Source organism: Nocardioides sp., assembly GCF_025965415.1.
GTDB lineage: Bacteria > Actinomycetota > Actinomycetes > Propionibacteriales > Nocardioidaceae > Nocardioides.
The window spans coordinates 36,616-58,472 of the sequence record NZ_JAOPWY010000038.1; the positions used below are offsets into that span (position 1 = coordinate 36,616).

At 72.7% G+C, this 21,857-nt stretch carries 19 protein-coding genes; 10 read left to right on the top strand and 9 right to left on the bottom strand.

Going from position 1 to position 21,857, the window contains the following annotated elements; translation table 11 throughout:
* Together JWN97_RS04660 and JWN97_RS04665 are read left to right on the top strand one after the other, a co-directional pair.
* Positions 1–966 carry an iron-containing redox enzyme family protein gene (locus JWN97_RS04660; RefSeq protein WP_297619047.1) on the top strand — a complete coding sequence of 322 codons (966 nt, stop codon included), beginning with the start codon at positions 1–3 and terminating at the stop codon, positions 964–966.
* Positions 963–1,163 (top strand): CDGSH iron-sulfur domain-containing protein, encoded by a 201-nt coding sequence (locus JWN97_RS04665; RefSeq protein ID WP_297619050.1) that lies wholly within the window; start codon positions 963–965, stop codon positions 1,161–1,163. Before JWN97_RS04660 ends, JWN97_RS04665 begins: the two co-directional genes overlap by 4 nt.
* On the opposite strand, the gene JWN97_RS04670 is transcribed toward JWN97_RS04665, so the two are convergent.
* From JWN97_RS04670 to JWN97_RS04685, 4 genes are all read right to left on the bottom strand, one after another.
* Positions 1,160–2,779 (bottom strand): NAD(P)/FAD-dependent oxidoreductase, encoded by a 1,620-nt coding sequence (locus JWN97_RS04670; RefSeq protein WP_297619053.1) that lies wholly within the window; start codon positions 2,777–2,779, stop codon positions 1,160–1,162. The genes JWN97_RS04665 and JWN97_RS04670 overlap by 4 nt on opposite strands.
* The gene (locus JWN97_RS04675) at positions 2,776–3,213 is read right to left on the bottom strand and encodes an SRPBCC family protein (protein WP_297619056.1); all 438 of its coding nucleotides are present in this window, start codon (positions 3,211–3,213) and stop codon (positions 2,776–2,778) included. The genes JWN97_RS04670 and JWN97_RS04675 overlap by 4 nt, the downstream gene beginning before the upstream one ends.
* A gap of 88 nt (positions 3,214–3,301) precedes the next feature.
* Positions 3,302–4,012, bottom strand: a complete 711-nt coding sequence (locus JWN97_RS04680) for a GAF and ANTAR domain-containing protein (RefSeq protein WP_297619059.1) — start codon at positions 4,010–4,012, stop codon at positions 3,302–3,304.
* Positions 4,009–4,455 carry an ANTAR domain-containing protein gene (locus JWN97_RS04685; protein ID WP_297619062.1) on the bottom strand — a complete coding sequence of 149 codons (447 nt, stop codon included), beginning with the start codon at positions 4,453–4,455 and terminating at the stop codon, positions 4,009–4,011. The genes JWN97_RS04680 and JWN97_RS04685 overlap by 4 nt, the downstream gene beginning before the upstream one ends.
* A 179-nt stretch (positions 4,456–4,634) precedes the next feature.
* On the opposite strand from JWN97_RS04685, the gene JWN97_RS04690 reads away from it, so the two are divergent.
* Positions 4,635–5,606: a helix-turn-helix domain-containing protein gene (locus JWN97_RS04690; RefSeq protein WP_297619065.1), complete on the top strand. Its 972-nt coding sequence runs from the start codon at positions 4,635–4,637 to the stop codon at positions 5,604–5,606.
* 106 nt (positions 5,607–5,712) lie between these two features.
* Entirely contained in the window at positions 5,713–6,549 is an 837-nt protein-coding gene (locus tag JWN97_RS04695) for a sigma-70 family RNA polymerase sigma factor (protein ID WP_297619067.1), read from the top strand.
* 18 nt (positions 6,550–6,567) lie between these two features.
* Here JWN97_RS04695 and JWN97_RS04700 read toward each other — a convergent pair whose 3' ends face one another.
* From JWN97_RS04700 to JWN97_RS04710, 3 genes are read right to left on the bottom strand one after another with little or no spacing between them, the layout of a single operon-like run.
* Complete coding sequence (locus JWN97_RS04700; protein WP_297619071.1) at positions 6,568–7,980, bottom strand: FAD-dependent oxidoreductase; 1,413 nt, start codon at positions 7,978–7,980, stop codon at positions 6,568–6,570.
* Positions 7,981–7,996: 16 nt separating this feature from the next.
* Positions 7,997–9,367, bottom strand: a complete 1,371-nt coding sequence (locus JWN97_RS04705) for an aspartate aminotransferase family protein (RefSeq protein WP_297619074.1) — start codon at positions 9,365–9,367, stop codon at positions 7,997–7,999.
* Positions 9,360–10,904 carry a CoA-acylating methylmalonate-semialdehyde dehydrogenase gene (locus tag JWN97_RS04710; protein ID WP_297619076.1) on the bottom strand — a complete coding sequence of 515 codons (1,545 nt, stop codon included), beginning with the start codon at positions 10,902–10,904 and terminating at the stop codon, positions 9,360–9,362. The genes JWN97_RS04705 and JWN97_RS04710 overlap by 8 nt, the downstream gene beginning before the upstream one ends.
* Positions 10,905–11,018: 114 nt before the next feature.
* Here JWN97_RS04710 and JWN97_RS04715 point away from each other — a divergent pair, with 114 nt between their 5' ends.
* The 3 genes from JWN97_RS04715 to JWN97_RS04725 are packed head-to-tail and all read left to right on the top strand — an operon-like array spanning position 11,019 to position 14,446.
* The gene (locus tag JWN97_RS04715; protein WP_297619186.1) at positions 11,019–12,632 is read left to right on the top strand and encodes a PucR family transcriptional regulator ligand-binding domain-containing protein; all 1,614 of its coding nucleotides are present in this window, start codon (positions 11,019–11,021) and stop codon (positions 12,630–12,632) included.
* A gap of 50 nt (positions 12,633–12,682) precedes the next feature.
* A complete protein-coding gene (locus JWN97_RS04720) occupies positions 12,683–13,006 on the top strand; it encodes a cupin domain-containing protein (protein ID WP_297619079.1) in 324 nt (107 codons plus the stop codon).
* Between the two features lie 12 nt (positions 13,007–13,018).
* Complete coding sequence (locus tag JWN97_RS04725; RefSeq protein ID WP_297619083.1) at positions 13,019–14,446, top strand: aminobutyraldehyde dehydrogenase; 1,428 nt, start codon at positions 13,019–13,021, stop codon at positions 14,444–14,446.
* Here JWN97_RS04725 and JWN97_RS04730 read toward each other — a convergent pair.
* On the bottom strand, positions 14,440–15,021 hold the full coding sequence (locus tag JWN97_RS04730; RefSeq protein WP_297619086.1) for a carboxymuconolactone decarboxylase family protein: 582 nt from the start codon (positions 15,019–15,021) through the stop codon (positions 14,440–14,442). The genes JWN97_RS04725 and JWN97_RS04730 overlap by 7 nt on opposite strands.
* A gap of 37 nt (positions 15,022–15,058) precedes the next feature.
* Between JWN97_RS04730 and JWN97_RS04735 the strand changes: the two genes are divergently transcribed.
* The 3 genes from JWN97_RS04735 to JWN97_RS04745 all read left to right on the top strand — a co-directional run bounded on the left by JWN97_RS04735 (position 15,059) and on the right by JWN97_RS04745 (position 18,547).
* A complete protein-coding gene (locus JWN97_RS04735) occupies positions 15,059–15,448 on the top strand; it encodes a hypothetical protein (protein WP_297619089.1) in 390 nt (129 codons plus the stop codon).
* A gap of 70 nt (positions 15,449–15,518) precedes the next feature.
* Positions 15,519–16,298 carry a SurA N-terminal domain-containing protein gene (locus JWN97_RS04740; protein ID WP_297619092.1) on the top strand — a complete coding sequence of 260 codons (780 nt, stop codon included), beginning with the start codon at positions 15,519–15,521 and terminating at the stop codon, positions 16,296–16,298.
* Positions 16,299–16,510: 212 nt separating this feature from the next.
* Entirely contained in the window at positions 16,511–18,547 is a 2,037-nt protein-coding gene (locus JWN97_RS04745) for an ATP-binding protein (protein ID WP_297619095.1), read from the top strand.
* A 57-nt stretch (positions 18,548–18,604) separates the two neighbouring features.
* Here JWN97_RS04745 and icmF read toward each other — a convergent pair whose 3' ends face one another.
* A complete protein-coding gene (icmF, locus tag JWN97_RS04750) occupies positions 18,605–21,829 on the bottom strand; it encodes a fused isobutyryl-CoA mutase/GTPase IcmF (protein WP_297619098.1) in 3,225 nt (1,074 codons plus the stop codon).
* Positions 21,830–21,857 lie beyond the last annotated feature (28 nt).

The following is a 21,857-nucleotide window of genomic DNA, read 5'->3' on the forward strand; positions in this document are numbered from 1 at the left end:
ATGCCCAAGCCCCGCGGCGCGCTGAGCGAGTGGCTCGTCGCGCGTCTCGCCGCCGCGTCGCCCGAGGCCTCGCGCGGACCGGCCCCCGCCGCCGACTCCCGGGACGACGAGGCGATCGCCCTCTGGACGCTCCACGAGCTGTCCTACCGCGGCTTCGAGGACGCCTCGGACCGCGGTGAGCGGGAGCCCGAGGTCCTCGTGGTGCGCCACCTCCTCGAGGACGCGCTCGAGGATCGCCTGCGCTCGCGGTGGGCCGACGAGGCCGGCTCGGCCGACCCCGCCCCCGCGGCCGACGACGTCCCGGCCGCGCTCGAGGCGCTGGTGGCCGCGGACGACGGGCCGTCGCTCGCCGACCACGTACGCCGTCACGCCGACGTCGACCAGGTCCTGGAGATGCTGCGCCAGCGCTCCGTCTACCAGCTCAAGGAGGCCGACCCCACGACGTGGGTCGTGCCCCGGCTCCCGACCCGGGCCAAGGCGGCCCTGATGGAGCTCCAGTTCGACGAGTACGGCAACGGCGACCCCAACCGGCTGCATGCGCACCTCTTCGCCCGCGGACTCGAGTCGGTGGGCCTGCGCTCGGAGTATGGCGCCTACGTCGACGACGCGCTGCCCGAGACGCTGGAGCTCAACAACTCGCTGACGATGTTCGGCCTGCACCGACGCCTGCGCGGCGCGGCGATGGGCCACCTGGCGGCCTTCGAGATGACCAGCTCGATCCCGGCGCGCAAGATCGCGCAGGGCCTGGGGCGGCTCGGTCTCGACGGCGCCATGGTCGGCTACTACGACGAGCACGTGGAGGCCGACGCGATCCACGAGCAGGTGGCCGCCCATGACATCTGCGGGACCCTCGCGGAGGACGAGCCCGAGCAGGCGGCCGAGATCCTCTTCGGCGCGTTCACCTGCCTGGACCTCGAGTCCCGGGTCGCCGGTGCGCTGTTCAGCGCCTGGGGGGTGGACGCGTGAGCGCCGACGACTTCGACCACCCCGACGTGGTGCTCTACCCCCACGGCCCGATGCTGGTGCGCGGAGCCACCTCGATCCAGGACGCCGACGGCACGGTCCACCGGGTCGAGCGACCGGTGGTGGCCCTGTGCCGCTGCGACAAGTCGAGCCGGCTGCCGTGGTGCGACGGCACCCACAAGGTGATCCCGCGCCGCTAGGTCGCCCGTCGCGTCCGGCGGCGGGGAAGCGCCCGTGTGCGGTGCTGCCAGAGAGCCGCACGCGCCGCGTTGGCACCCGCCGCCCCGTGCACCCCGCCACCGGGGTGCGCCGCGGCCGAGCCCAGGAAGAGTCCGTCCACGCCGGTCGCCGACCGCCCGCGCATCGAGGGGACGGGGCGGAAGACGAGCTCCTGGTGCAGCTGCGAGGTGCCGCCGTTGACGGCGCCACCGATGAGGTTGGCGTTGCGGGCCTCCAGCTCGTGCGGCCCGAGGACGCGCCGCGCCAGGACGACGTCGCCGAAGCCCGGGGCGCGTTCCTCGATCCGGGCCTGCATGCGGTCGGCGAAGCGCTCGCGGTCGTCGTGGTCCCAGGTCCCGCGGACCTCGTCGCCGGCGTCGTGCCGGGTCGCGCCGGGCTGCGGGACGTGCGTGTAGGCCCAGAAGGACTCGGTGCCGGCCGGCGAGCGGGTCGGGTCGCTGGTCGTCATCTGGCCGGTGAGGAGGAAGGGCCGGTCGGGCACCACGCCGGAGGACACCTGGCCCAGCGTCTGCGTCATCTCCTCCACCGAGTCGGCGACGTGCACCGTGCCCGGCACGTCGATCGGCCGGTTGGTCCAGGGCACCGGCCCGGACAGGGCCCAGTCGACCTTGACCGTCCCGGGGTCGAGCTCGAAGTGGCGCATGCCCCGGACGAGTCGCGGGGGCAGGTCCTCGGCGCGCACGAGTCCGCCGAAGAGGTGGGGGGCCGCGACGTCGGCGACCACCGTGCGGGCGTCGTACCTCTGTCCGTCCCGGGTCTCGACACCGCTCACGCGGCCCTCTCGTACGACGATCCGCGTCACCTCCGCGTCGACCACGAGCTCGCCCCCGAGGCTCGTGAACCGTGCGACCAGGGCGTCGGTGAGGGCCTGGGCGCCTCCGCGTGGCACGGGGAAGCCGACCGTCTGCCCGAGCATCGTCATGAGGACGCCGAAGACGCCCGAGCCGGGCGAGCTGAGCGGGAAGTCCGCGTGCCCGGCGTTGCCGGCCAGCAGCAGCCCACCCGCGGGCCCGCCGAAGAGCTCGCGCCCCAGCGAGGCGACCGGCGTCGCCAGCTTCCGGACGAGGTCCAGGCCGCCCGCCCGCGCCAGGGCGGGCAGCAGCCGCGCACCCGCGCGCACCGGTGGGAACGGTGTGGTGAGCCCGTCGACCAGCGCGGGGCCGATGCGGTCCCACGTGCGGCAGAGCTCCAGCCACGCGTGGCTGTCGCCCGGGTGGAGCGCCTCCAGCCCGGCAGCGGTGATGGCCCGGTCGCGGTGCAGCACGGCCCACTCGCCGTCGCCGAACGGGTGCCCCAGCACGGCGGGCGCGTGCTCCCAGGCCAGACCGTGGTCCTCGAGCCGCAGCGACGAGATCGCCCGTGAGGCCACCGCGAGCGGGTAGAACGCGCTGAAGGTGTCGTGCACGAAGTCGGGGTGCACCTCCCGGTCGCTGCGCACCGCTCCGCCCGGGGAGGACTGGGCCTCCAGCACGAGCACGCTCCAGCCGGCGTCGGCCAGGACGTTGGCCGCGACCAGTCCGTTGGGCCCGGCGCCGACCACGACGGCGTCGTACGAGCGACTCGTCGGTGCGGTCACCGCGCCCGACCCTCGGCCACGAAGGCGAGTCGTCGGAGCGTCTCGACGTTGCGGACGTGCAGCTGCGGGTCCTGGATGGGCTTGGGGATCAGCGCGCCGGGGCCGGCGGTCGCCTGCTCCACGATCGTCACCTCGGTCGAGTCTCCGGCGGGCCGGAGCGAGATCTCCACGTGCGCCTGGCCCGCCGGCCACCCCCGGGCGAGGAGCAGCAGGCGCGTGCCCTCGTCGATCTCGAGCACCTCGGTGGTGTCGTCGATCAGGGCGGGCCACACACCCACGCTGTGGTGCAGTCGCGACCCGACCGCGGGCCACGTGTCGTCGACGTCCCGCATCCGGGAGGCGCCCACCACGAAGAGTGGGTAGAGCCAGCCGTCGGCCAGCACCGACCACACCTGCGCCGGGGTCGCCGCGATGGACCGGGTCGTCGTGCTCATGGCGTGCTCGTCGTCTGCATCACTCTGCGTACCCAGTGACGGGGCGCGCATGCGGGTCTCCCCGTCGCGGACCTGCCCGGCGCGGACCTCAGGTGGGGAGCTCGCCGTGGGCCAGCACGTGCTCGGCGACGATGCCGATCTTCGTACGACTGCTCCGCGCCGCGGTGCGCAGGGCGTTGAAGGCGGCGACGGCGTCGACGGACTGCTGGGCCATGAGGTAGCCCACCGAGCGCTCGATCACGACGCGGTAGTCGAGGGCGTACTGCAGCTGCTTGGCCATCTCGCCGGCCGTGTGGGCCTGCACCGCGGCGGACAGGGTGGTGGCGATGACCTCGGCGTAGCGGGCGAGCGCGACGACCTCGCTCTCGTCCCAGTCGTGGGGCTGCTCGAGGTAGACGTCCAACGTGCCGACAGGCACGCCGCCGAGGCGCACGGGAGTGCCGAGGACCGCACGCACCGGCTGGTCGACCATCGCCGCCGCGAGCCGCGGCCACCGCTCCGACTCCGCGGTGACGTCGCGGGACGTGACGACGGTGGCCTTCACGTAGGCCTCGGTGCAGGGCCCCTCGCCGGCGTCGGCCTCGGTCTTCTCCAGGATCCGCCCGGGTCCGTCGGTGGCCGCGACGTAGCGCAGCATGTCCTGCTCGTCGGCGATCAGGATCCCGGCACCACCGACGCCGAAGAGGTCGACGCAGGCTTCGAGGACGGCCTCGAGGGCGGTGATGACACTCCCGTTGTCCTCGCGGGAGCGCGTCAGCCGCCGCAGGCTCTCGGCGAGCGCGGCCTCAGCGATGTTCATGGAGCGGGATCATTCCCCGTTCGCGGCCCCGAGGGCCAGCCCGAGGGCGGCAGCTGGCCCACGAAGGTCTCGAGGAGGGCGTGCGCCTGGGCGTCGGCCGACCCGTCGTGGGTGGAGACGAGGACGCGCGCGACCGTGCGGACCTTGGTGTTGCTGTCCTGCGAGATGCGGAGCATCGTGCGCCACGCCTGCTCGGTGCTGCACTCGAACCGGGCCGAGAGCAGGCCGATGGCCATGCCGATGTCGCGCTGCGACTTCATGGCCTCCTGGAGGTGGGCCACCTCGTCGCGGAGAGCCTCGGGGGCTCCGGGGGCTCCGGGGGCTCCGGGGGCTTCGGGGGCTCCGGCAGCCTCGGGGGCTTCGGGGGCTCCGGCAGCCTCGGGGGCCTCGGTGGCCTGCTGGGGCCGCGAGGGGTCGCCGGAGTGAACGTGCTTGCCAGACATGCGCGTCACCTTTCAATGACGTCAGGTCCGCGGACACAGGGCGGAGCGCCAATTCGAACGAACTCACTCTACAAGGTCCGCCCAGTCCCTCCCTGAGGGTGGGTTGTCGGGAGATCGCCTAGACTTTCGGATGACTCGAGCAGCTGGGTCGTCGTACTCCTCATGAGGCGGTGTGTCCCGTGCCCCATCGGTCCAGGCGTGGAGCGCCCGAGGTCTTCGAGTTCGTGGGCGAGGGCGACGAAGCGGTGAGATGGCTCGACGCGGTCTATGGCACGAGCCTGCGGATGACCGGCCCCCTCGGCGTGGTCCGACATCACCGCGAGGACCACGGCACCATCGCGTTCGACCACATGAAGATCGACGCGGACTTCTCCTTCGACTCCGATGCGATGCCGGCCCTGCTGGTGGTCGACGTGTTCGGCGGGGTCACCGAGTACACCCGCGATGGGATGACCGACCGCATCGTCGACGGGGACACCGCGCTGGTGGCGGGCTGGGACATGCCGTTCGCCGGGCGCGCGGACCACCAGGACATTCGGGCAACGACCGTGACGGGTGCGGCGTTGATGACGGCCGTCGAGGAGGTGGCCCCCGACTACCCGTGGGAGCACATCACCTTCACGTCCTACGTCCCGCACTCGCCGGCGGCTGGTGCGCGCTGGCGCGCGATCGTCGACCAGCTGAGCTCGATGCTGCCGCCCGACGCCAGCCCGGCGCAGAGCGATGCAGCCGCCCGGCTGCTCGGGCACACCCTGCTGCAGACCTTTCCCAACAACGTCGTCGTCCGCGCTGACCACGAGGTGGACCGCGACCCCGCCGACGATGCACCCTCCACCGTGCGCCGCGCGGTGCGCATCATCGAGCAGCAGCCGGCCGAGGAGCTGAGCCCCGCCGACCTGGCCCGGGAGTGCGGCGTCACACCCCGCACCCTGCAGTACGCCTTCCGCCAGCACCTGGGCTGCACCCCGCAGGACTACCTGCGCCGGATCCGTCTCGACCTGGCCCGCCGCTCGATGCGCGAGGGAACGGTGGCGTCGGTGAGCGACGCGGCGGCGAGCTACGGCTTCTTCAACCCCGGTCGCTTCGCTGCCGACTACCGGCAGGTCTTCCACGAGAACCCCGGACAAACCTTGCACAGATCCGACATCTGAGCGGCAATTTCGCTTTGCGGCTGTCCCACTGGTCTGGACCGGGGGAGAGTGGGGCCACTTGCTGGAGACCACGGTGAGCGCCCTGCCCGTTGGAAGGGACCGACCCATGGTTCCCGTTGCCCTTGCTCCACAGATCCCGCTCCCCGCTCCCACGCACCTCTCGTCCCAGCCGCCCCTCGAGGGCCAGGACCGCGCCCGTCGTACGGACGGCATCGTCGCCGACCTCCGACTGGTGCCGGCCGAGACCCCCGGCTCGCGGAGCCTCACCGACCAGCTCATCGAGACCAACGCCGGTGTGGCGCGCTCGATGGCCGCCCGCTACCGCAACCGCGGCATCGACCTGGACGACCTCGAGCAGGTCGCCCTGCTCGGCCTCACCAAGGCCGCCCAGCGCTTCGACCCCGACGCCGGGCACGACTTCCTGTCGTACGCCGTCCCCACCATCCGCGGGGAGCTGCGACGACACTTCCGTGACTCCGGCTGGATGGTGCGACCGCCACGGCGGGTGCAGGAGCTGCAGTCACGCATCTCCCGTGCACAGCGCGAGCTCGAGACCCAGCTCCACCGCTCGCCACGGCCCACCGAGGTGGCCGTCCACCTCGGTGAGTCGCTGGAGTCCGTCGTGGAGGCGTTGACCGCCGACGGCTGCTTCATGCCCACCTCGTTGGACGGACCCGTCGGTGACGGCTCCTCGACGCTCGGCGACCTGCTGGGTCATCACGACCGCGCGCTGGACTCGGCCGAGGCGAGGATCGTGCTCGGCCCCGTCGTCAGCAGGCTGACCGAGCGCGACCGGCTCATCGTGCAGCTGCGCTTCGTCGAGGAGCGCACCCAGCAGGAGATCGCCGAGTCCGTCGGACTCACGCAGGCGCAGGTATCGCGGGTGCTCACGCGCATCCTCGGCGACCTCCGCTCGGAGCTCCTCGAGACGTCGGTCGCCTGAGAGGCTCGGGGGTCGACGTCAGGAGTCGAAGCCCAGTCCCGCCGCGTCGAGCACGCGGAGGAACGCGTTGCGCCGCCCCTCGCGGTGGTCGGCCCGGTCGAGCGACCACCGTGTCAGGTTGATGCCGACCGAGGCCAGCGGCTCGGGCGGGAAGGGCAGCGGTCGCTCGCGCACCATCCGCAGCTCGGTGCGCTCCGTCGGCACGCCCGCCAGCAGGTCGAGCACGACCTCGCCGGCGAACCGCGTGGCGCCGACACCGAGCCCGGTGAAGCCGGCGGCGTGCGCGACCCGGCCGCCGTGGGTCAGGCCGTAGAACGCGGTGAACCGGGTGGACGTGTCGATCGCGCCGGCCCACCGGTGGGTGAACCTCACGTCAGCCAGCTGCGGGAAGGTCGCGAGGAAGTGCGACGCGAGCCGCGCATGGCTCTCGGGGCGGTCCTCGTGGCGGACGCCCATCCTCCCGCCGGCGGGATAGATCGCGTCGTACCCGCCCCAGAGGATGCGGTGGTCCGCGCTCAGGCGGGCGTAGTGGAACTGCTGGGCCAGGTCGCCCAGCCCCTGCCGGCCCTGCCAGCCGATCGAGGAGAGCTGCTCGGCGGAGAGCGGCTCGGTCATCAGGACGTAGTCGTAGACCGGGACGGTCATCAGCCGGTTGCGCCGCACCAGTGCGGGGAAGACGTTGGTGGCCAGCACGACGTGGTCGGAGGTCACCGTCGCCCGGTCGGTGTGCACCTCGACGGAGCCTGACGACGTACGCCGCAGGCCGGTCACGGCCGAGTGCTCGTGGACCCCCACGCCGAGGTCGACCGCGACCCGCGCGAGCTCGAGCGCCAGCCGGGCCGGATGGAGCATCGCGCTCTGGCCGGGGTGCAGCGCCCCGGCGAGGAAGAGCGGGCTGTCGATCTCGGCCCGCACCCCGGCACGGTCGAGGAAGCCGGGCGACTCGCGCAGCCACCCGACCTGGTGCTCCTCGACGGCCACCGACAACGCGCCGGTGCGCTCCCACTCGCAGTCCAGCCCGAGCTCGCGCACGTCGGACTCGAACGCGTCGAGGTTCTCCGCCCCCAGCCGCGCCAGGACGTCGTACTCCTCGGGCCAGCGGTTGCGCCCGTTGTCCTCGCCGTGGGTGAGCGAGGCCTCGCAGAAGCCGCCGTTGCGGCCCGACGCCGCCCACCCGACGGTGTGCGCCTCGAGGAGCACCACCCGGCGACCGGGGTCCCGGCGCTTGGCGTGCACCGCCGACCACAGGCCGAGGTAGCCGCCGCCGACGATCGTCAGGTCGGCCCGGGTCGGTGAGGTGAGCTCGGGGTGGCGCGCACCCGCCTCGACGTCGTCGAGCCAGAACACCGCCTGCTCGCTGCCCTCGAGCGAGCGCGCGACCAGGCGCGGGTCCGGGGCGTGCCGCTCGTAGGCAGTGCGGTGGACGGCCACGGCTGCGGTCGTCGACTCAGCCGGCGGCCGCGGTGAGCGCGGCGTCGAGGATCGCCAGGCCCTCGCGTGCCTCGTCGTCGGTGGTGGTGAGGGGCGGCACGACGTGGATGCGGTTGTAGTTGCTGAAGGGCAGCATCCCGCGCTCCTGGCACCCCTTCACGATCGCGCCCATCTGCGGGCTCGAACCGCCGTACGGCGCCAGCGGCTCGCGCGTGGCCCGGTCGCTGACCAGCTCGAGCGCCCAGAAGGCGCCGGTGCCGCGCACCTCGCCGATCCATTCGTGGCGCTCCGCGAGGGCGCGCAGGCCGGGGCCGATCACGTCCTCGCCGAGCCGCGCGGCACGGTCGACGACGTCCTCGTCCTCCATCGTGCGGATGGTGGCGACGGCGGCCGCACACGCGAGCGGGTGACCGGAGTAGGTGAGACCGCCGGGGTAGGTGCGGTGCGCGAAGGTCGCGTGGATCTCGTCGCTGATCGCGACGCCGCCGAGCGGCACGTAGCCGGAGTTCACGCCCTTGGCGAAGGTGATCAGGTCGGGCGTGATGCCCGCGTGCTCGACGGCGAACCAGCGACCTGCGCGACCGAAGCCCGACATCACCTCGTCGGCGACGAGCACGATGCCGTGCCGGTCGCAGATGTCGCGGACCCCGGCGAGGTAGCCCGGCGGTGGGACCATGATCCCCGCCGTGCCGGGGATGGCCTCGAGCACGATCGCCGCGATCGTGCCGGGTCCCTCGAGCGCGACGACCTGCTCGAGGTGCTCGAGGGCGCGCTGGCACTCCTCGTCCTCCGTCGTCGCGTGGAAGGCGCTGCGGTAGAGGAACGGTCCGAAGAAGTGGACCGTCCCGGCCGAGCCGTGGTCGCTGGCCCAGCGGCGGGGGTCGCCCGTCATGTTCACCGCGAGGTGGGTGCCGCCGTGGTAGCTGCGGTAGGTCGTCAGCACCTTGTGGCGGCCGGTGTGCAGCCGCGCCATCCGTACGGCGTGCTCGTTGGCGTCCGCGCCTCCGTTGGTGAAGAAGACGTGGTCGAGGTCGCCGGGTGTGTGGCTCGCGATGAGGCGGGCCGCCTCGGAGCGGGCGCCGTTGGCGACTGCCGGGGCGACGGTGCACAGGTGCGCCGCCTGCTCCCGGATCGCCGCGACGATCCGCGGGTGCTGGTGGCCGAGATTGGTGAAGACCAGCTGCGAGCTGAAGTCGAGGTAGCGCCGGTCGGCGCCGTCCCACACGTGGCTGCCCTCGGCGCGGGTGATCACCATCGGGGAGATCTCGGCCTGGGCGGACCACGAGTGGAAGACGTGCGCGCGGTCGAGCTCGTAGGCCCGCCCGGCGTCGTACGTCCCTGACAAGTCACTGCGCAGGTCGGTGCGGTCGTTCATCAGCTCAGTCATTGCGCGGGAATCCCAGCTCGAGGCCGCCCTCGGGGCGGTTGGCGGGGTCGATCCACCGGGTGGTGACGACCTTGCCGCGGGTGAAGAAGTGGACGCCCTCGGTGCCGTGGGCGTGGGTGTCGCCGAAGAGCGAGCGCTTCCAGCCGCCGAAGGAGTAGTAGGCCACTGGGACGGGGACCGGCACGTTGACGCCGATCATCCCGACGCTCACGTCGGCCTCGAAGCGGCGGGCCGCGCCGCCGTCGTTGGTGAAGACGGCGGTGCCGTTGCCGTACTCGTTGGCGTTGACCAGCGCGACCGCCTCGTCGTACGACCCGACGCGGACCACCGACAGCACGGGGCCGAAGATCTCCTCGCGGTAGATGTCCATGTCGGGCGTGACGTCGTCGAAGAGCGTCGGTCCGAGCCAGAAGCCGTCCGTGCCGCCGCGGGCGGCGACATCGCGACCGTCGACGACGACCTTGGCGCCGGCCGCCTCGCCGGAGTCGATGAAGGAGCTGACCCGGTCGCGATGGGCCTTCGTGACGAGCGGGCCCATGTCGGCCTCCTTGCCCGTGCCGGTCGCCTCACGGGTCGCACCGGTCGAGCCGTCGCCGATCAGCAGGGTGCGGGTGCGGTCGGCGATCCGCGCGACGAGCTCGTCGCCGATCGGGTCGACCGCGACGAGCACGCTGATCGCCATGCAGCGCTCGCCCGCGCTGCCGTAGCCGGCGTTGACCGCGGAGTCGGCCGCGAGGTCGAGGTCGGCGTCGGGGAGGACGACCATGTGGTTCTTGGCACCACCGAGGGCCTGGACGCGCTTGCCGTGGCGGCTCGCGGTCTCGTAGACGTACTCCGCGATCGGGGTGGAGCCGACGAAGCTGATCGCCTGCACGTCCGGGCTGGTGAGCAGCGCGTCGACCGCGGTCTTGTCGCCGTGGAGGACGTTGAAGACACCGTCGGGGAGACCGGCCTCCTGCCACAGCGCGGCGAGCCAGTTGGCCGCGCTCGGGTCCTTCTCGCTCGGCTTGAGCACCAAGGCGTTGCCGTCGGCGATCGCGATCGGGAAGAACCACATCGGCACCATGGCAGGGAAGTTGAAGGGGCTGATGATCCCGACGACCCCGAGGGGCACGCGCTTGGAGTGGACGTCGACACCGGTCGACGCCTCCTCGCTGTGGCCGCCCTTGAGCAGGTGGGAGATGCCGCAGGCGAACTCGACCACCTCGAGCCCCCGGGAGATCTCGCCCATCGCGTCGGAGTGCACCTTGCCGTGCTCGGCCGTGATGATCGCGGCGAGCTCGTCCTTGCGGCTGTTGAGCAGCTCGCGGAAGGCGAAGAGCACCTGCGTACGCCGCGCGAGCGACGTGGTGCCCCACCCGCGGGCCGCGCGGGCGGCGGAGGCGATGACGTGGGTGGCGTCCGGCTCGCTGGCGAGCGCCACTCGCCCGGTGACGCGGCCGGTGGCGGGGTTGGTCACGTCGGCCCAGCCGGTGGGGGAACCGGTCAGCGCGGCGCCGTCGACCCAGTGCACGATGTCAGTGGTGGTCTCGCTCATGCCCCTCATCGTGCGCCGCGCGGCCCTCGTGCACGGGTGTCGGAACGTAGGCTTTGCGCCCCGGATCCTGACGATCCGTCGCCCCCGCGCGTAGGCTGCGGTGCCGTGGCGGAGATGACGCCGGGCGTGACGCTCGACGAGGCGCTGGCGCTGCCCAGCTTCCGCCGGGCTGCCCCCGCGGTGGTCGCCGGCCGCGCGGGTCTCGACCGCCCCATCCGCTGGGTGCACGCCACCGAGCGGCTCGACGTCGGCCAGCTGCTGCGTGCCGGTGACCTGCTGCTCACGATGGGCACCGGGCTGCCGTCCGACGACGACGCGGCGGGGCTGGCGGCCTTCGTCGACGAGCTGGTCGACGTCGGCAGCGTGGGCCTGGTCGTCGAGCTCGGCCGCCGGTGGGAGGCCGCCCTCCCCGAGGCCCTGGTCGCCGCGTGCGAGCGCCACGGCCTGCCCCTGGTCGCCCTCGGGCAGGAGACGCGCTTCGCGGCGCTCGCCCAGGAGGTCGGCGAACGGGTCGTCGACCGGCAGCTCACCGAGCTGCGCGAGGCCCAGCGGGTGCACGAGACGTTCACCGAGCTCGGCAACAGCGCGGCCGGACCGGTCGAGATCCTCCAGGCGGTGCAGCGGCTGGCGGCCGGGCCGGTCGTGGTGGAGAACGCGCAGCACCGGCCCCTGGACTACTTCGCCGGCCCCGACGACGCCGGCGGCTTCCTCGACGGCTGGCCGGCGCGCTCGCGGCGGGTCGAGGTGGCGGGCCGGACCGGGTGGGACGCCGGCAATGGCTGGCTGGTCGCGCGCCTCGGCACCGCCGACCGGTCCTGGGGCCGGCTGGTCATCGGCTCGCCGACCGCGCCGACCCAGCGGCTGATCGCCGTCGCCGAGCGGGCCGCGGCGGCCCTCGCCCTGCACCGCCTGCACGACCGCGACCGCGGCACGCTGATGCGGCGTACGCACCTCGAGCTGCTCGCCCGGCTGAGCGACGACCCCGACTCCGATGACGTGCTGCGCCGCTGCGAGCTGGCGGGGTTCCCCGTGCGCCGTCGGACCTTCGTCGGCCTGGTGGTCCGTCCCCGCGTCGGCTCGTCGTCCCCGGCCGACCTCGACGAGGTCGCCGCGACGGTCGTGCGGGCCGCGCACGGCCTGCGGCTGCCGGCCCTGGTCTGCGAGGTCGAGCGCGACCTGCGGGTGCTGGTCTCGGTCGCTCCCTCGGCCGACGCCGACGACCTGGTCGACCGGTTGGCGGCGCGGGTGCTCGCTCACCACGACGTCGTCCTGGCGGCCGGGCGGGCAGTCGTCGAGCGCTCCGGCATCGTCCGGACGGTGACCGAGGCCGGTCAGGTCGCCGACGCGGCGCCGCAGTCGCGCCGCGGGCAGGGGCAGGACCCCGACGTGCACCGCCTCGCCGACCTCCACCTGCGCGGGCTGCTGGCGCTGCTGGGGGAGGACGACCGGATGCGGCTGTTCGTCGAGCGCGAGCTCGCCCCGCTCAAGCAGCACGACCGCGCCGACGGCACCCGCACCGACCTCCTCGCGGCCCTGCGCGCGCTGGTGCTCCACCCGGTGAGCAAGACCGAGGCGGCCGCCAGCCTGCACCTCTCGCGGGCGGCGTTCTACGATCGGCTGGCGCGCATCGAGGCGATCCTCGACGCCGACCTCGACGACCCCGACGTACGCGTCTCGCTGCACGTCGCGCTCCTGGCAGACGAACTGTCCGGGCCGGCGACGAAGTGACGACAGATCGTCGGTCCGCCGCGGCTGCGCGGAGGGGGGACGATGGCGCCGTGTTCCGTGTGCTCGACGTCGCCGCCGCCGTGCCGACGGCGCCGCTCGACCCCGCGACGGTCGTCGACGGGTCGCCCGAGGCCGGCTCGCGGGCGCTCGCGGCGGTGGCCGGTGTCGAGGTCGGGGTGTGGGAGATGAGCCCCGGCACGGCCACGGACGTCGAGGTCGACGAGGTGTTCGTCGTGCTCTCCGGCTCGGCCACGGTGTCCTTCGAGGACGGCGAGTCGGTGGCGCTCGGCCCCGGATCCGTGGTCCGGCTCCGCGCCGGCGAGCACACGACCTGGGTCGTGCACGAGACCCTCCGCAAGATCTACGTCGCCTGACTGGGAGTCCACATGAACGACACGATCCGCAACTTCGTCGACGGCGAGCTCGTCGAGTCCGCGACGACCGCCTTCATCGACCTCGTGGACCCGGTCACGGGGGAGGTCGACGGCCGCTCTCCGGTCTCGCTGCCGTCGGAGGTGGATGCGGCGTACGCCGCCGCGGAGCGCGCGTCGGCGTCGTGGAAGCGGCTCACGCCCGGACGCCGTCAGGCCCTCCTCCTCGACCTCGCCGCCGCCGTGGCCGAGCGCCGCGACGAGATCAGCGAGGTGCAGGCCCGCGACACCGGTCAGCCGGTGCGCCACATCGCGAGCGAGGAGGTCGACCAGGGCGTCGACCAGCTGCGCTTCTTCGCCGGTGCCGCGCGTCTGCTGGAGGGGAAGTCGGCGGGGGAGTACCTCGAGGGGCACACGTCCAGCATCCGCCGCGAGCCGATCGGCGTGGTCGGCCAGGTGACGCCGTGGAACTACCCCTTCGCGATGGCGATCTGGAAGATCGCGCCCGCGCTCGCCGCGGGCAACACCATCGTGCTCAAGCCCAGTGACACCACGCCGCGCTCCACGGTGCTGCTCGCCGAGATCGCCGGCGCGATCCTGCCGCCCGGCGTCCTCAACGTCGTCAACGGCGACGCGACCACGGGCCGGCACCTCGTCGAGCACCCGACCCCGGGGCTGGTCGCGATCACCGGCTCCGTGCGCGCGGGCATCGAGGTCGCCTCGTCGGCGGCCAGGAACCTCAAGCGCGCGCACCTCGAGCTCGGCGGCAAGGCCCCGGTCGTGGTGATGGCGGACGCCGACCTCCCGCGGGCGGCGGGGTTGATCGCGGCGGCCGCCTACTTCAACTCCGGCCAGGACTGCACCGCCGCGACCCGCGTGATCGTGCACCGCAGCGTCCACGACGAGCTCGTCGACCTTCTGGTGGCGGAGGCCGAGGGCACCCGGCCCGGCCCGCCGTCCGACGCCGAGGCCGACTACGGCCCGCTCAACAACGCCGCCCACTTCGCCAAGGTGGAGGCGTTCCTCGCCGACCTGCCGGACCACGCGACGGTCCGCACGGGCGGCACCCGCCACGGCGACACGGGATTCTTCTTCGCGCCCACCGTCGTCAGCGGCGTACGCCAGGACGACCGGATCGTGCAGGAGGAGGTCTTCGGGCCGGTGCTCACCGTGCAGGCGTTCGACGACGAGGCGGAGGCCGTCGCCCTCGCCAACGGGGTGCCCTACGGTCTCGCCGGCAGCGTGTGGACGCGCGACCACGGGACCGCCGACCGGCTCACGCGCGAGCTCGACTTCGGGTGCGTGTGGGTCAACACCCACATCCCCTTCGTGTCCGAGATGCCGCACGGAGGCTTCGGCCGCTCGGGCTACGGCAAGGACCTGTCGGGTTACGGCTTCGACGACTACACGCGCATCAAGCACGTGATGACCGCCCACTACTGATCCGGCCGCGGGTCCTCCGGGACGCCGACGTCGTAGACGTCGAGGAGCTGGGCCAGGGTGCGGTAGTAGCCGACGAGGACCACCAGCTCGGTGATCGTGGTGGTGCCGAGCCTCGCGCGGAGGTCGTCGTACTCCTCCTCGGCGAGGCGGGCGCGCCCGTCCAGCAGCTGCCGGCAGAAGGCGTACGCCGACTCCTCGACCGGGTCGGGGGACGTGAACGTGCCGGCGGCGAGGTCGGCCAGCTCGTCGGCGGTGAGGCCCACAGCCCGGCCGACGCGCTCGTGCGCGTACTGCTCGAAGCGGCAGCCGGTGTGCGTGGCGACGGCGAGGATCGCGATCTCGCGGACCCGGCCGGAGAGGCCGGTGGCATAGCGGATCGCGCTGCCGAGCTCCTGGAGCGGGGCACCGAGCGCCGGCTCGTGGACCATCACGCCGAAGGGGCCGGTGAGCGCTCCGTCGGCGGTGGTGAGGGGGAAGTGCTGGGGACCGGAGGCGCGGGGGCCCGAGGTGATGCGCCGGTGCAGGTCGCGCTGCTCGTCGGTCATCGCGGCGGGGTCCAGGTCGGTCAGGCGCATGCACCCAGCATGCCCCCGGGTTTGGCATGCTGGCTGCATGCGCTTCACCGAGCACGAGCTGACCGTCGCCGTGACCGCCGCCGCCAAGATCGTGGCCCGCGGCAAGGTCCGGCGCCGCGCCCAGGACGACGCGGCCTGGGACGCGATGAGCAAGATCGACCGCTACCACCTCCTCGAGGCGGTGGGCAGCCAGGTGCTCCCCGTCCTGCTGGCGCTCCCGGACGTCGAGGTCGAGGCGGGGACCCGCCCGACCTTCACCGACGCGCAGATCGCCGCCGCCGTGGAGGAGACGCTCGGCGACAGCGGCGTCGGACGCATCCGCCAGAAGGTGGCGGTGGCCGCGCGCCTCACCCTCGTGCGTACGGCGCTCGCGCAGCTGCCGGTGCGGCAGGACCCCGACGCGCTCGTCGTGCCGGACTCGCCCTGACTCGGCTCCTCGAGAACCTGAGAGTGGCGCTCAGGTTGGGTGCGTACCGTCGAGGACGATGACTTCCCTGATGCGCACCACCCGAACCCGTACTGCCCTCGGCGCCCTCGCGGCGACCGCACTGCTCACCCTCTCCGCCTGCGGTGGGGGCGACAGCGACTCCGCGAGCGCCGACAAGGACGCCTCCGCCAGCGCATCGCCGAGCGACAGTGCCTCCTCGGACGCCTCGGCCGGCGCACAGCCCGACCTCGAGGGCATTCCCGACGTCGTCGCCGAGGTGAACGGCGAGGAGGTGACCAAGGAGGAGTTCGTCCCGATCTACGAGTCGACCTTCCAGCAGGCCGCCGCCCAGGCGCAGACGACCGGCGAGGCCCCCGACGAGGACGCCCTGAAGAAGCAGACCGTCGACGACCTCGTCTCCACCGAGCTGCTGGCCCAGGAGGCCGAGTCCCGCGGCGTCGAGGTCAGCGACGAGGACGTCGACGCCGAGCTGACCTCCCTGGCCGAGCAGAACCAGCTCGGGTCGGCCGAGGAGCTGCTGGCGGCGGTCGAGGACCAGGGCGTGACCGAGGACCAGGCCCGGTCGCAGGTCGAGACCCAGCTCATGGTCGAGGCGCTCGTCGTCGACGAGGAAGGCCCGATCGAGCCGACGGACCAGGAGCTCCGCAAGGTCTACGCGCAGGCCAAGGCGCAGCAGGCGCAGTCGGGTCAGGGCGGCCAGAAGATCCCGCCGTTCGCCGAGGTCCGCGACCAGCTCGCGGAGCAGGCCATGCAGCAGCAGGTCGCCGAGGTCGCGGGCGCACTGGTGAAGGACCTGCGCAAGGACGCGAAGATCACGATCAACCTCTGATTCGATAGCGTTGCGCGGGCCGCGCCACTGATCGCGCTGCCGCCCGCCGCGGTTGGCAACGGGTTCCTCATTGGAGCCCGCCGGTACACCGCGCGAGAAATCCGGCGATGTTGCCCTCATGTAGGCCCGTGAGGGACTAATGTGCAGCGCGTGTATCAGTCCTGTGTGAGCCGACGGCATCGGGCTCGTCGGGTCGGGCCGGGGGCCCGACCGTGAGCCGGCCTGCGCCGCTCCCGCTGCGCTGGACGCTCGGCTTCGCGCTCGCCTACGCCGCCCTAGCGGTCCTGGCGCGACTGACGGTCCGGGACGGTCAGGCCGTGAGCCTGGTGTGGCCGGGCGCCGGCGTCGCCATGCTCTGGCTGCTCGCGGAGTCGCCGCGCCGGGCGGCGTGGGTGCTGGTGCCGCTGACCGTGATCCACGCCGGGGTCGCTGGGTTCACCAACGCGCCGGCGGGCATCGTCGTGCTGGGCGCGGTGTCGCTCGCGTGCCAGACGTGGGTCACGGTGCTGCTCCTCAGGCGCTGGTGCCCCACCCTCCTCGGCGCCGGCGGGACCGAGAGCTTCCGCTCCCCCCGGTCCCTGGCCTACACGTGTCTCGCGGCGGCGCTCGGCAGTGCGGTCGGTGCCCTGATCGGGTCGCTCGGTGTGTGGCTGCACTCCGGCGTCGGCTGGAACGCCTGGGTGCCGCAGGCGTGGTTCGCCCGGCACTTCGCCGGCATCCTCGTGGTCGGCTGCGTCGGGCACCTGGCGTGGGAGTGGCGCACCAGCCCCGTCGCGCCGCGGACCCGGGCCGGGAGCCGACGGGAGTTCGTCGTCATGTGGGCGGTCTCCGTGCTCGTCGTGCTGACCGTCTTCCTCCAGCCGCTCCCCCTCGTCTTCCTCGTCATGTCGCTCTGCGTCTGGTCGGCGGCGCGCTTCCCGACCTACCTCGCCGCGCTGCACGCCCTCGCCCTGGGCGTGGGCGGCCTCCTGCTGACCCTCGGGGGCCTCGGCCCCTCCGACGTCCTCGACGACCCGGTGCAGAAGGCCCTGGTGGGGCAGCTCTTCCTCGTCGCCGTACTGCTGACCGGCCTCGGCGTGGGCACGCTGAGCGACCGCATCGACGAGCTGGTGGTGCGCATGGGGGAGGCGCGGGCGCGCGCGGCCGAGCAGGCCGAGCTGCTCGCGGAGATGACCGAGAGCATGGATGAGGGACTGATCGTCCTGGACCGCGAGGGCAGGATCGAGCGCAGCAACGGTGCGAGCCGGCGCCTCGCCCACCGGGTCAGCCCGGGAGCGGCCGACGCGGTGGCCCTGGCCAACCTGGTGCAGCTGGTGCTCCACCCGGATGCTGCCCACACGAGCGCCACGCGCGCCGAGCTCGGGGCGGGGGACGTGCTCCTGCCCCTCGGCTCCGGCGACGACCTCGTGCTCGCGGTGTCGCGGGCCGTGCTCGCCAGCCAGCGCGGCGACGACGGCCGCTCGGGTGTCCTGCTCGTGCTCCAGGAGGTGACCGAGCACCGCAAGGGACTCCAGCCCCTGGTCGGCTTCGCCTCGACCGCGGCCCACGACCTGCGCGGACCGCTGACCGCGATTCGCGCCTGGCTCGACCTCGCCGCGGTCGACCTCGCCGACGACAGCGACACGCTGGCGTCGATCAAGCGCGCCGAGCTGGCGTCGGTCCAGATGGCCGGGCTGATCGACGACCTGCTCGCGCAGGCCGTCGCCGAGGCGGGTGACCTCGAGGTCCACGACGTCGAGCTCTGCGGCCCGGACGGGGCTGTGGTCCAGGCCGCCGCGCTCCTGGGGCCGGACGACGTGCTCGAGGTGTCCGACGACGGGCTGCCGTCCGTGCACGCGGACGAGGTCGCCCTCAGGCAGCTGTTCGCCAACCTCGTCGGCAATGCCGTCAAGTACGCCCGCCCCGGGGTGCCCGCGCGGATCCTCGTGAGGGCCCAGCGACTGGGCTCGCGCGTGGTGGTCGAGGTCGAGGACAACGGCGTCGGTGTCGACGAGCACGAGCGGGCCCTGATCTTCCAGAGGTTCCACCGCGGCGACACGGTGCGTGCCGGGCTCCGTGGCACCGGCATGGGGCTGGCCATCTGCCAGACCATCGTCCAGCGGCACGGTGGCTCGATCGAGTGCCTCGCTGCCGACTCGGGGCAGGGGTCGGTCTTCCGGTTCGACCTGCCGGCGGCCAAGGTGGAGCCCGTCAGCCTGCTGCCCACGCCGCCCGCGCCGCTCCACGACGAGGAGCTGGCCACCGCCTAGGCGGGCGCTCAACCTCTTCGCGTGGGCGTCCGCTCGCTCCGCTCGCGTCCGCCAGGCTCAGACGTTCCGGCGGTACTGCCCGCCCACCTCGAAGAACGCCTCGGTGACCTGCTCGAGCGAGCAGACCCGGGCGGCGTCCATCAGCACGGCGAACACGTTCTCCCCGGAGATCGCGGCGTCCTTGAGCCGGGCCAGCGCCTGCTGCGCCTCGGCACCGTGCGCGGCCTGGAAGGCACGCACCCGCGTCAGCTGCGACTCCTTCTCCGCCTCGGTGGCGCGGGCCAGCTCGATCTCCTTGGGCTGGGCGTCGGCGGCGCTCTCCTTGACGAAGGTGTTGACGCCGATGATCGGCAGCGAGCCGTCGTGCTTGCGGTGCTCGTAGAGCATCGACTCGTCCTGGATCCGCCCGCGCTGGTAGCCGGTCTCCATCGCGCCGAGCACGCCGCCGCGCTCGTTGATCGAGTCGAACTCCGCGAGCACGGCCGCCTCGACGAGGTCGGTGAGGTCGTCGATGACGAAGGACCCCTGGAGCGGGTTCTCGTTCATCGCCAGGCCCCACTCGCGATTGATGATCAGCTGGATCGCCAGCGCGCGGCGTACGGAGTCCTCCGTCGGGGTCGTCACGGCCTCGTCGTAGGCGTTGGTGTGGAGGCTGTTGGCGTTGTCGTAGATCGCGATGAGCGCCTGCAGCGTCGTGCGGATGTCGTTGAAGTCCATCTCCTGCGCGTGCAGCGAGCGGCCGCTCGTCTGCACGTGGTACTTCAGCTTCTGCGAGCGCTCCGAGGCGCCGTACTTCTCCTTCATCGTCACCGCCCAGATGCGGCGCGCGACGCGGCCCAGGACGGTGTATTCGGGGTCCATGCCGTTGGAGAAGAAGAACGACAGGTTGGGCGCGAAGTCGTCGATCTTCATCCCGCGCGCGAGGTAGGCCTCGTCGTAGGTGAAGCCGTTGGCGAGGGTGAAGGCGAGCTGGCTGATCGGGTTCGCCCCGGCCTCGGCGATGTGGTAGCCCGAGATCGACACCGAGTAGAAGTTGCGCACCTGCTGCTCGATGAACCACTCCTGGATGTCGGCCATCATCCGCAGGCAGAACTCCGTGGAGAACAGCGCCGTGTTCTGGCCCTGGTCCTCCTTGAGGATGTCGGCCTGGACGGTGCCGCGGACGTTCGCCAGTGCGTACGCCGCGAGCTGGGCGCGCTCCTCGTCGCTCGGCTCGCGCGACTCCCGCTCGACGAACGCGTCGACCTGCTGGTCGATCGCGGTGTTGAGGAAGAACGCCAGCACCGTGGGGGCCGGACCGTTGATCGTCAGTGACACCGATGTCGTCGGGGCGACCAGGTCGAAGCCGTCGAAGAGCTCCTTCATGTCGTCCAGCGTCGCGACCGAGACGCCCGACGTGCCGACCTTGCCGTAGACGTCGGGGCGCGGGTCGGGGTCGCGGCCGTAGAGCGTGACGGAGTCGAAGGCGGTGGAGAGCCGGGTGGCGTCGTTGCCGTGGCTGAGGATCTTGAAGCGGCGGTTGGTGCGCGCCGGGTCACCCTCGCCGGCGAACATCCGGGCCGGGTCCTCGTTGTCGCGCTTGAACGGGAAGACGCCGGCGGTGAAGGGGAAGTAGCCCGGCAGGTTCTCGTTGCGCCAGAAGCGGACGAGCTCGCCGTGGTCGGAGAAGCGCGGCAGCGCGACGCGCGGGATCTTGTTGCCGCTCAACGACTCCTTGGTGAGCGTGGTGTGGATCTCGCGCTCGCGCACCACCACGACCTGCTCGTCGCCGGAGTAGGACTCCACGACGGCCGGCCAGCCGGCGATCTGGTCGGCGACCTCGTGCGGGACGGCCTTGCGGGCGGACTCGAGCAGCGCGGGCACACCGCCCGCGTCGCCGTCGCCGAGCTGGTCGGCGACGTACTGCACGCGCTGGAGGTCGGCCGCCGCCTCGGCGAGCTCGGTCGTGCGCGCGTGGTAGCCGCGGACCGTCTCGGTGATCTCGGAGAGGTAGCGCACGCGGTCGGCCGGCACGACCTGCCGGATGCCCGACGAGTGGCGTACGTCGACGTGCGGGAGCGTGCCGTCGGTGACCTCCAGCCCGGCCTCGGCCAGCTCGCCGCGGAGGTGCTGGTAGAGCGCGGTGACGCCGTCGTCGTTGAAGGTGGCCGCGCTCGTGCCGAACACCGGCATGTCGTGCGGCTGCTTGCCGAAGGCCCCGCGGTTGCGGACCAGCTGGCGGCCGACGTCGCGGAGCGCGTCCTTGGCGCCGCGACGCTCGAACTTGTTGATCGCGACGCTGTCGGCGAAGTCGAGCATGTCGATCTTCTCCAGCTGCGAGGCGGCGCCGAACTCCGGCGTCATGACGTAGAGCGAGTGGTCGACGAGCGGCACGATGCCGGCGTCGCCCTGGCCGATGCCGGGCGTCTCGACGATCACCAGGTCGTGCCCGGCGGCCTTCATCACGTCGATCACGTCGGCGAGGTGCGCGGGCACCTCGTGGGCGCCGCGGGTGGCGAGCGAGCGGAAGAAGACCCGGTCGCCGTCGAGGGAGTTGGCCCGGATCCGGTCGCCGAGCAGCGCACCACCGCCCTTGCGGCGGGTGGGGTCGACCGCGATGACCGCGATCCGCAGCTTGTCCTGCTGGTCGGTGCGGAAGCGGCGCACGATCTCGTCGGTGAGCGACGACTTGCCCGAGCCGCCGGTGCCGGTGATGCCCAGGACGGGCACGACGCGGCGCGCAGCCGCCTGCCGGACCTCGGCCAGCATGGCCTCGTCGAGCCGCCCGCCCTCGGCGCCGGTGATGGCGCGGGCGACGGCGAAGCGGTCACCCGAGAGGACCTGCTCCACCGTGACGGCGCCCTGGGACCACAGGTCGACGTCGCAGTCGGCGACGACCGAGTTGATCATCCCGACGAGGCCCATCTTCTGGCCGTCCTCGGGGGAGAAGATGGTGACCCCCGACTCGCGCAGACGGGTGATCTCCGACGGCACGATCACGCCGCCGCCACCTCCGACGACCTGCACGTGGCCGGCACCCTGCGCACGCAGCGACTCGACGAGGTACTCGAAGTACTCGACGTGCCCGCCCTGGTAGGACGAGACCGCCACGCCCTGCACGTCCTCCTCGAGCGCGGCGGTGACGACCTCCTGCACGGAGCGGTTGTGCCCCAGGTGGATCACCTCGCAGCCCTGGCTCATGAAGATCCGCCGCATGATGTTGATCGAGGCGTCGTGGCCGTCGAACAGCGCCGAGGCGGTGACGAGGCGGATCGGGTTCTGCGGGGTGTGCATGTCGGCCATGAGAAGATAGTAGGACTTCCAAGTATTA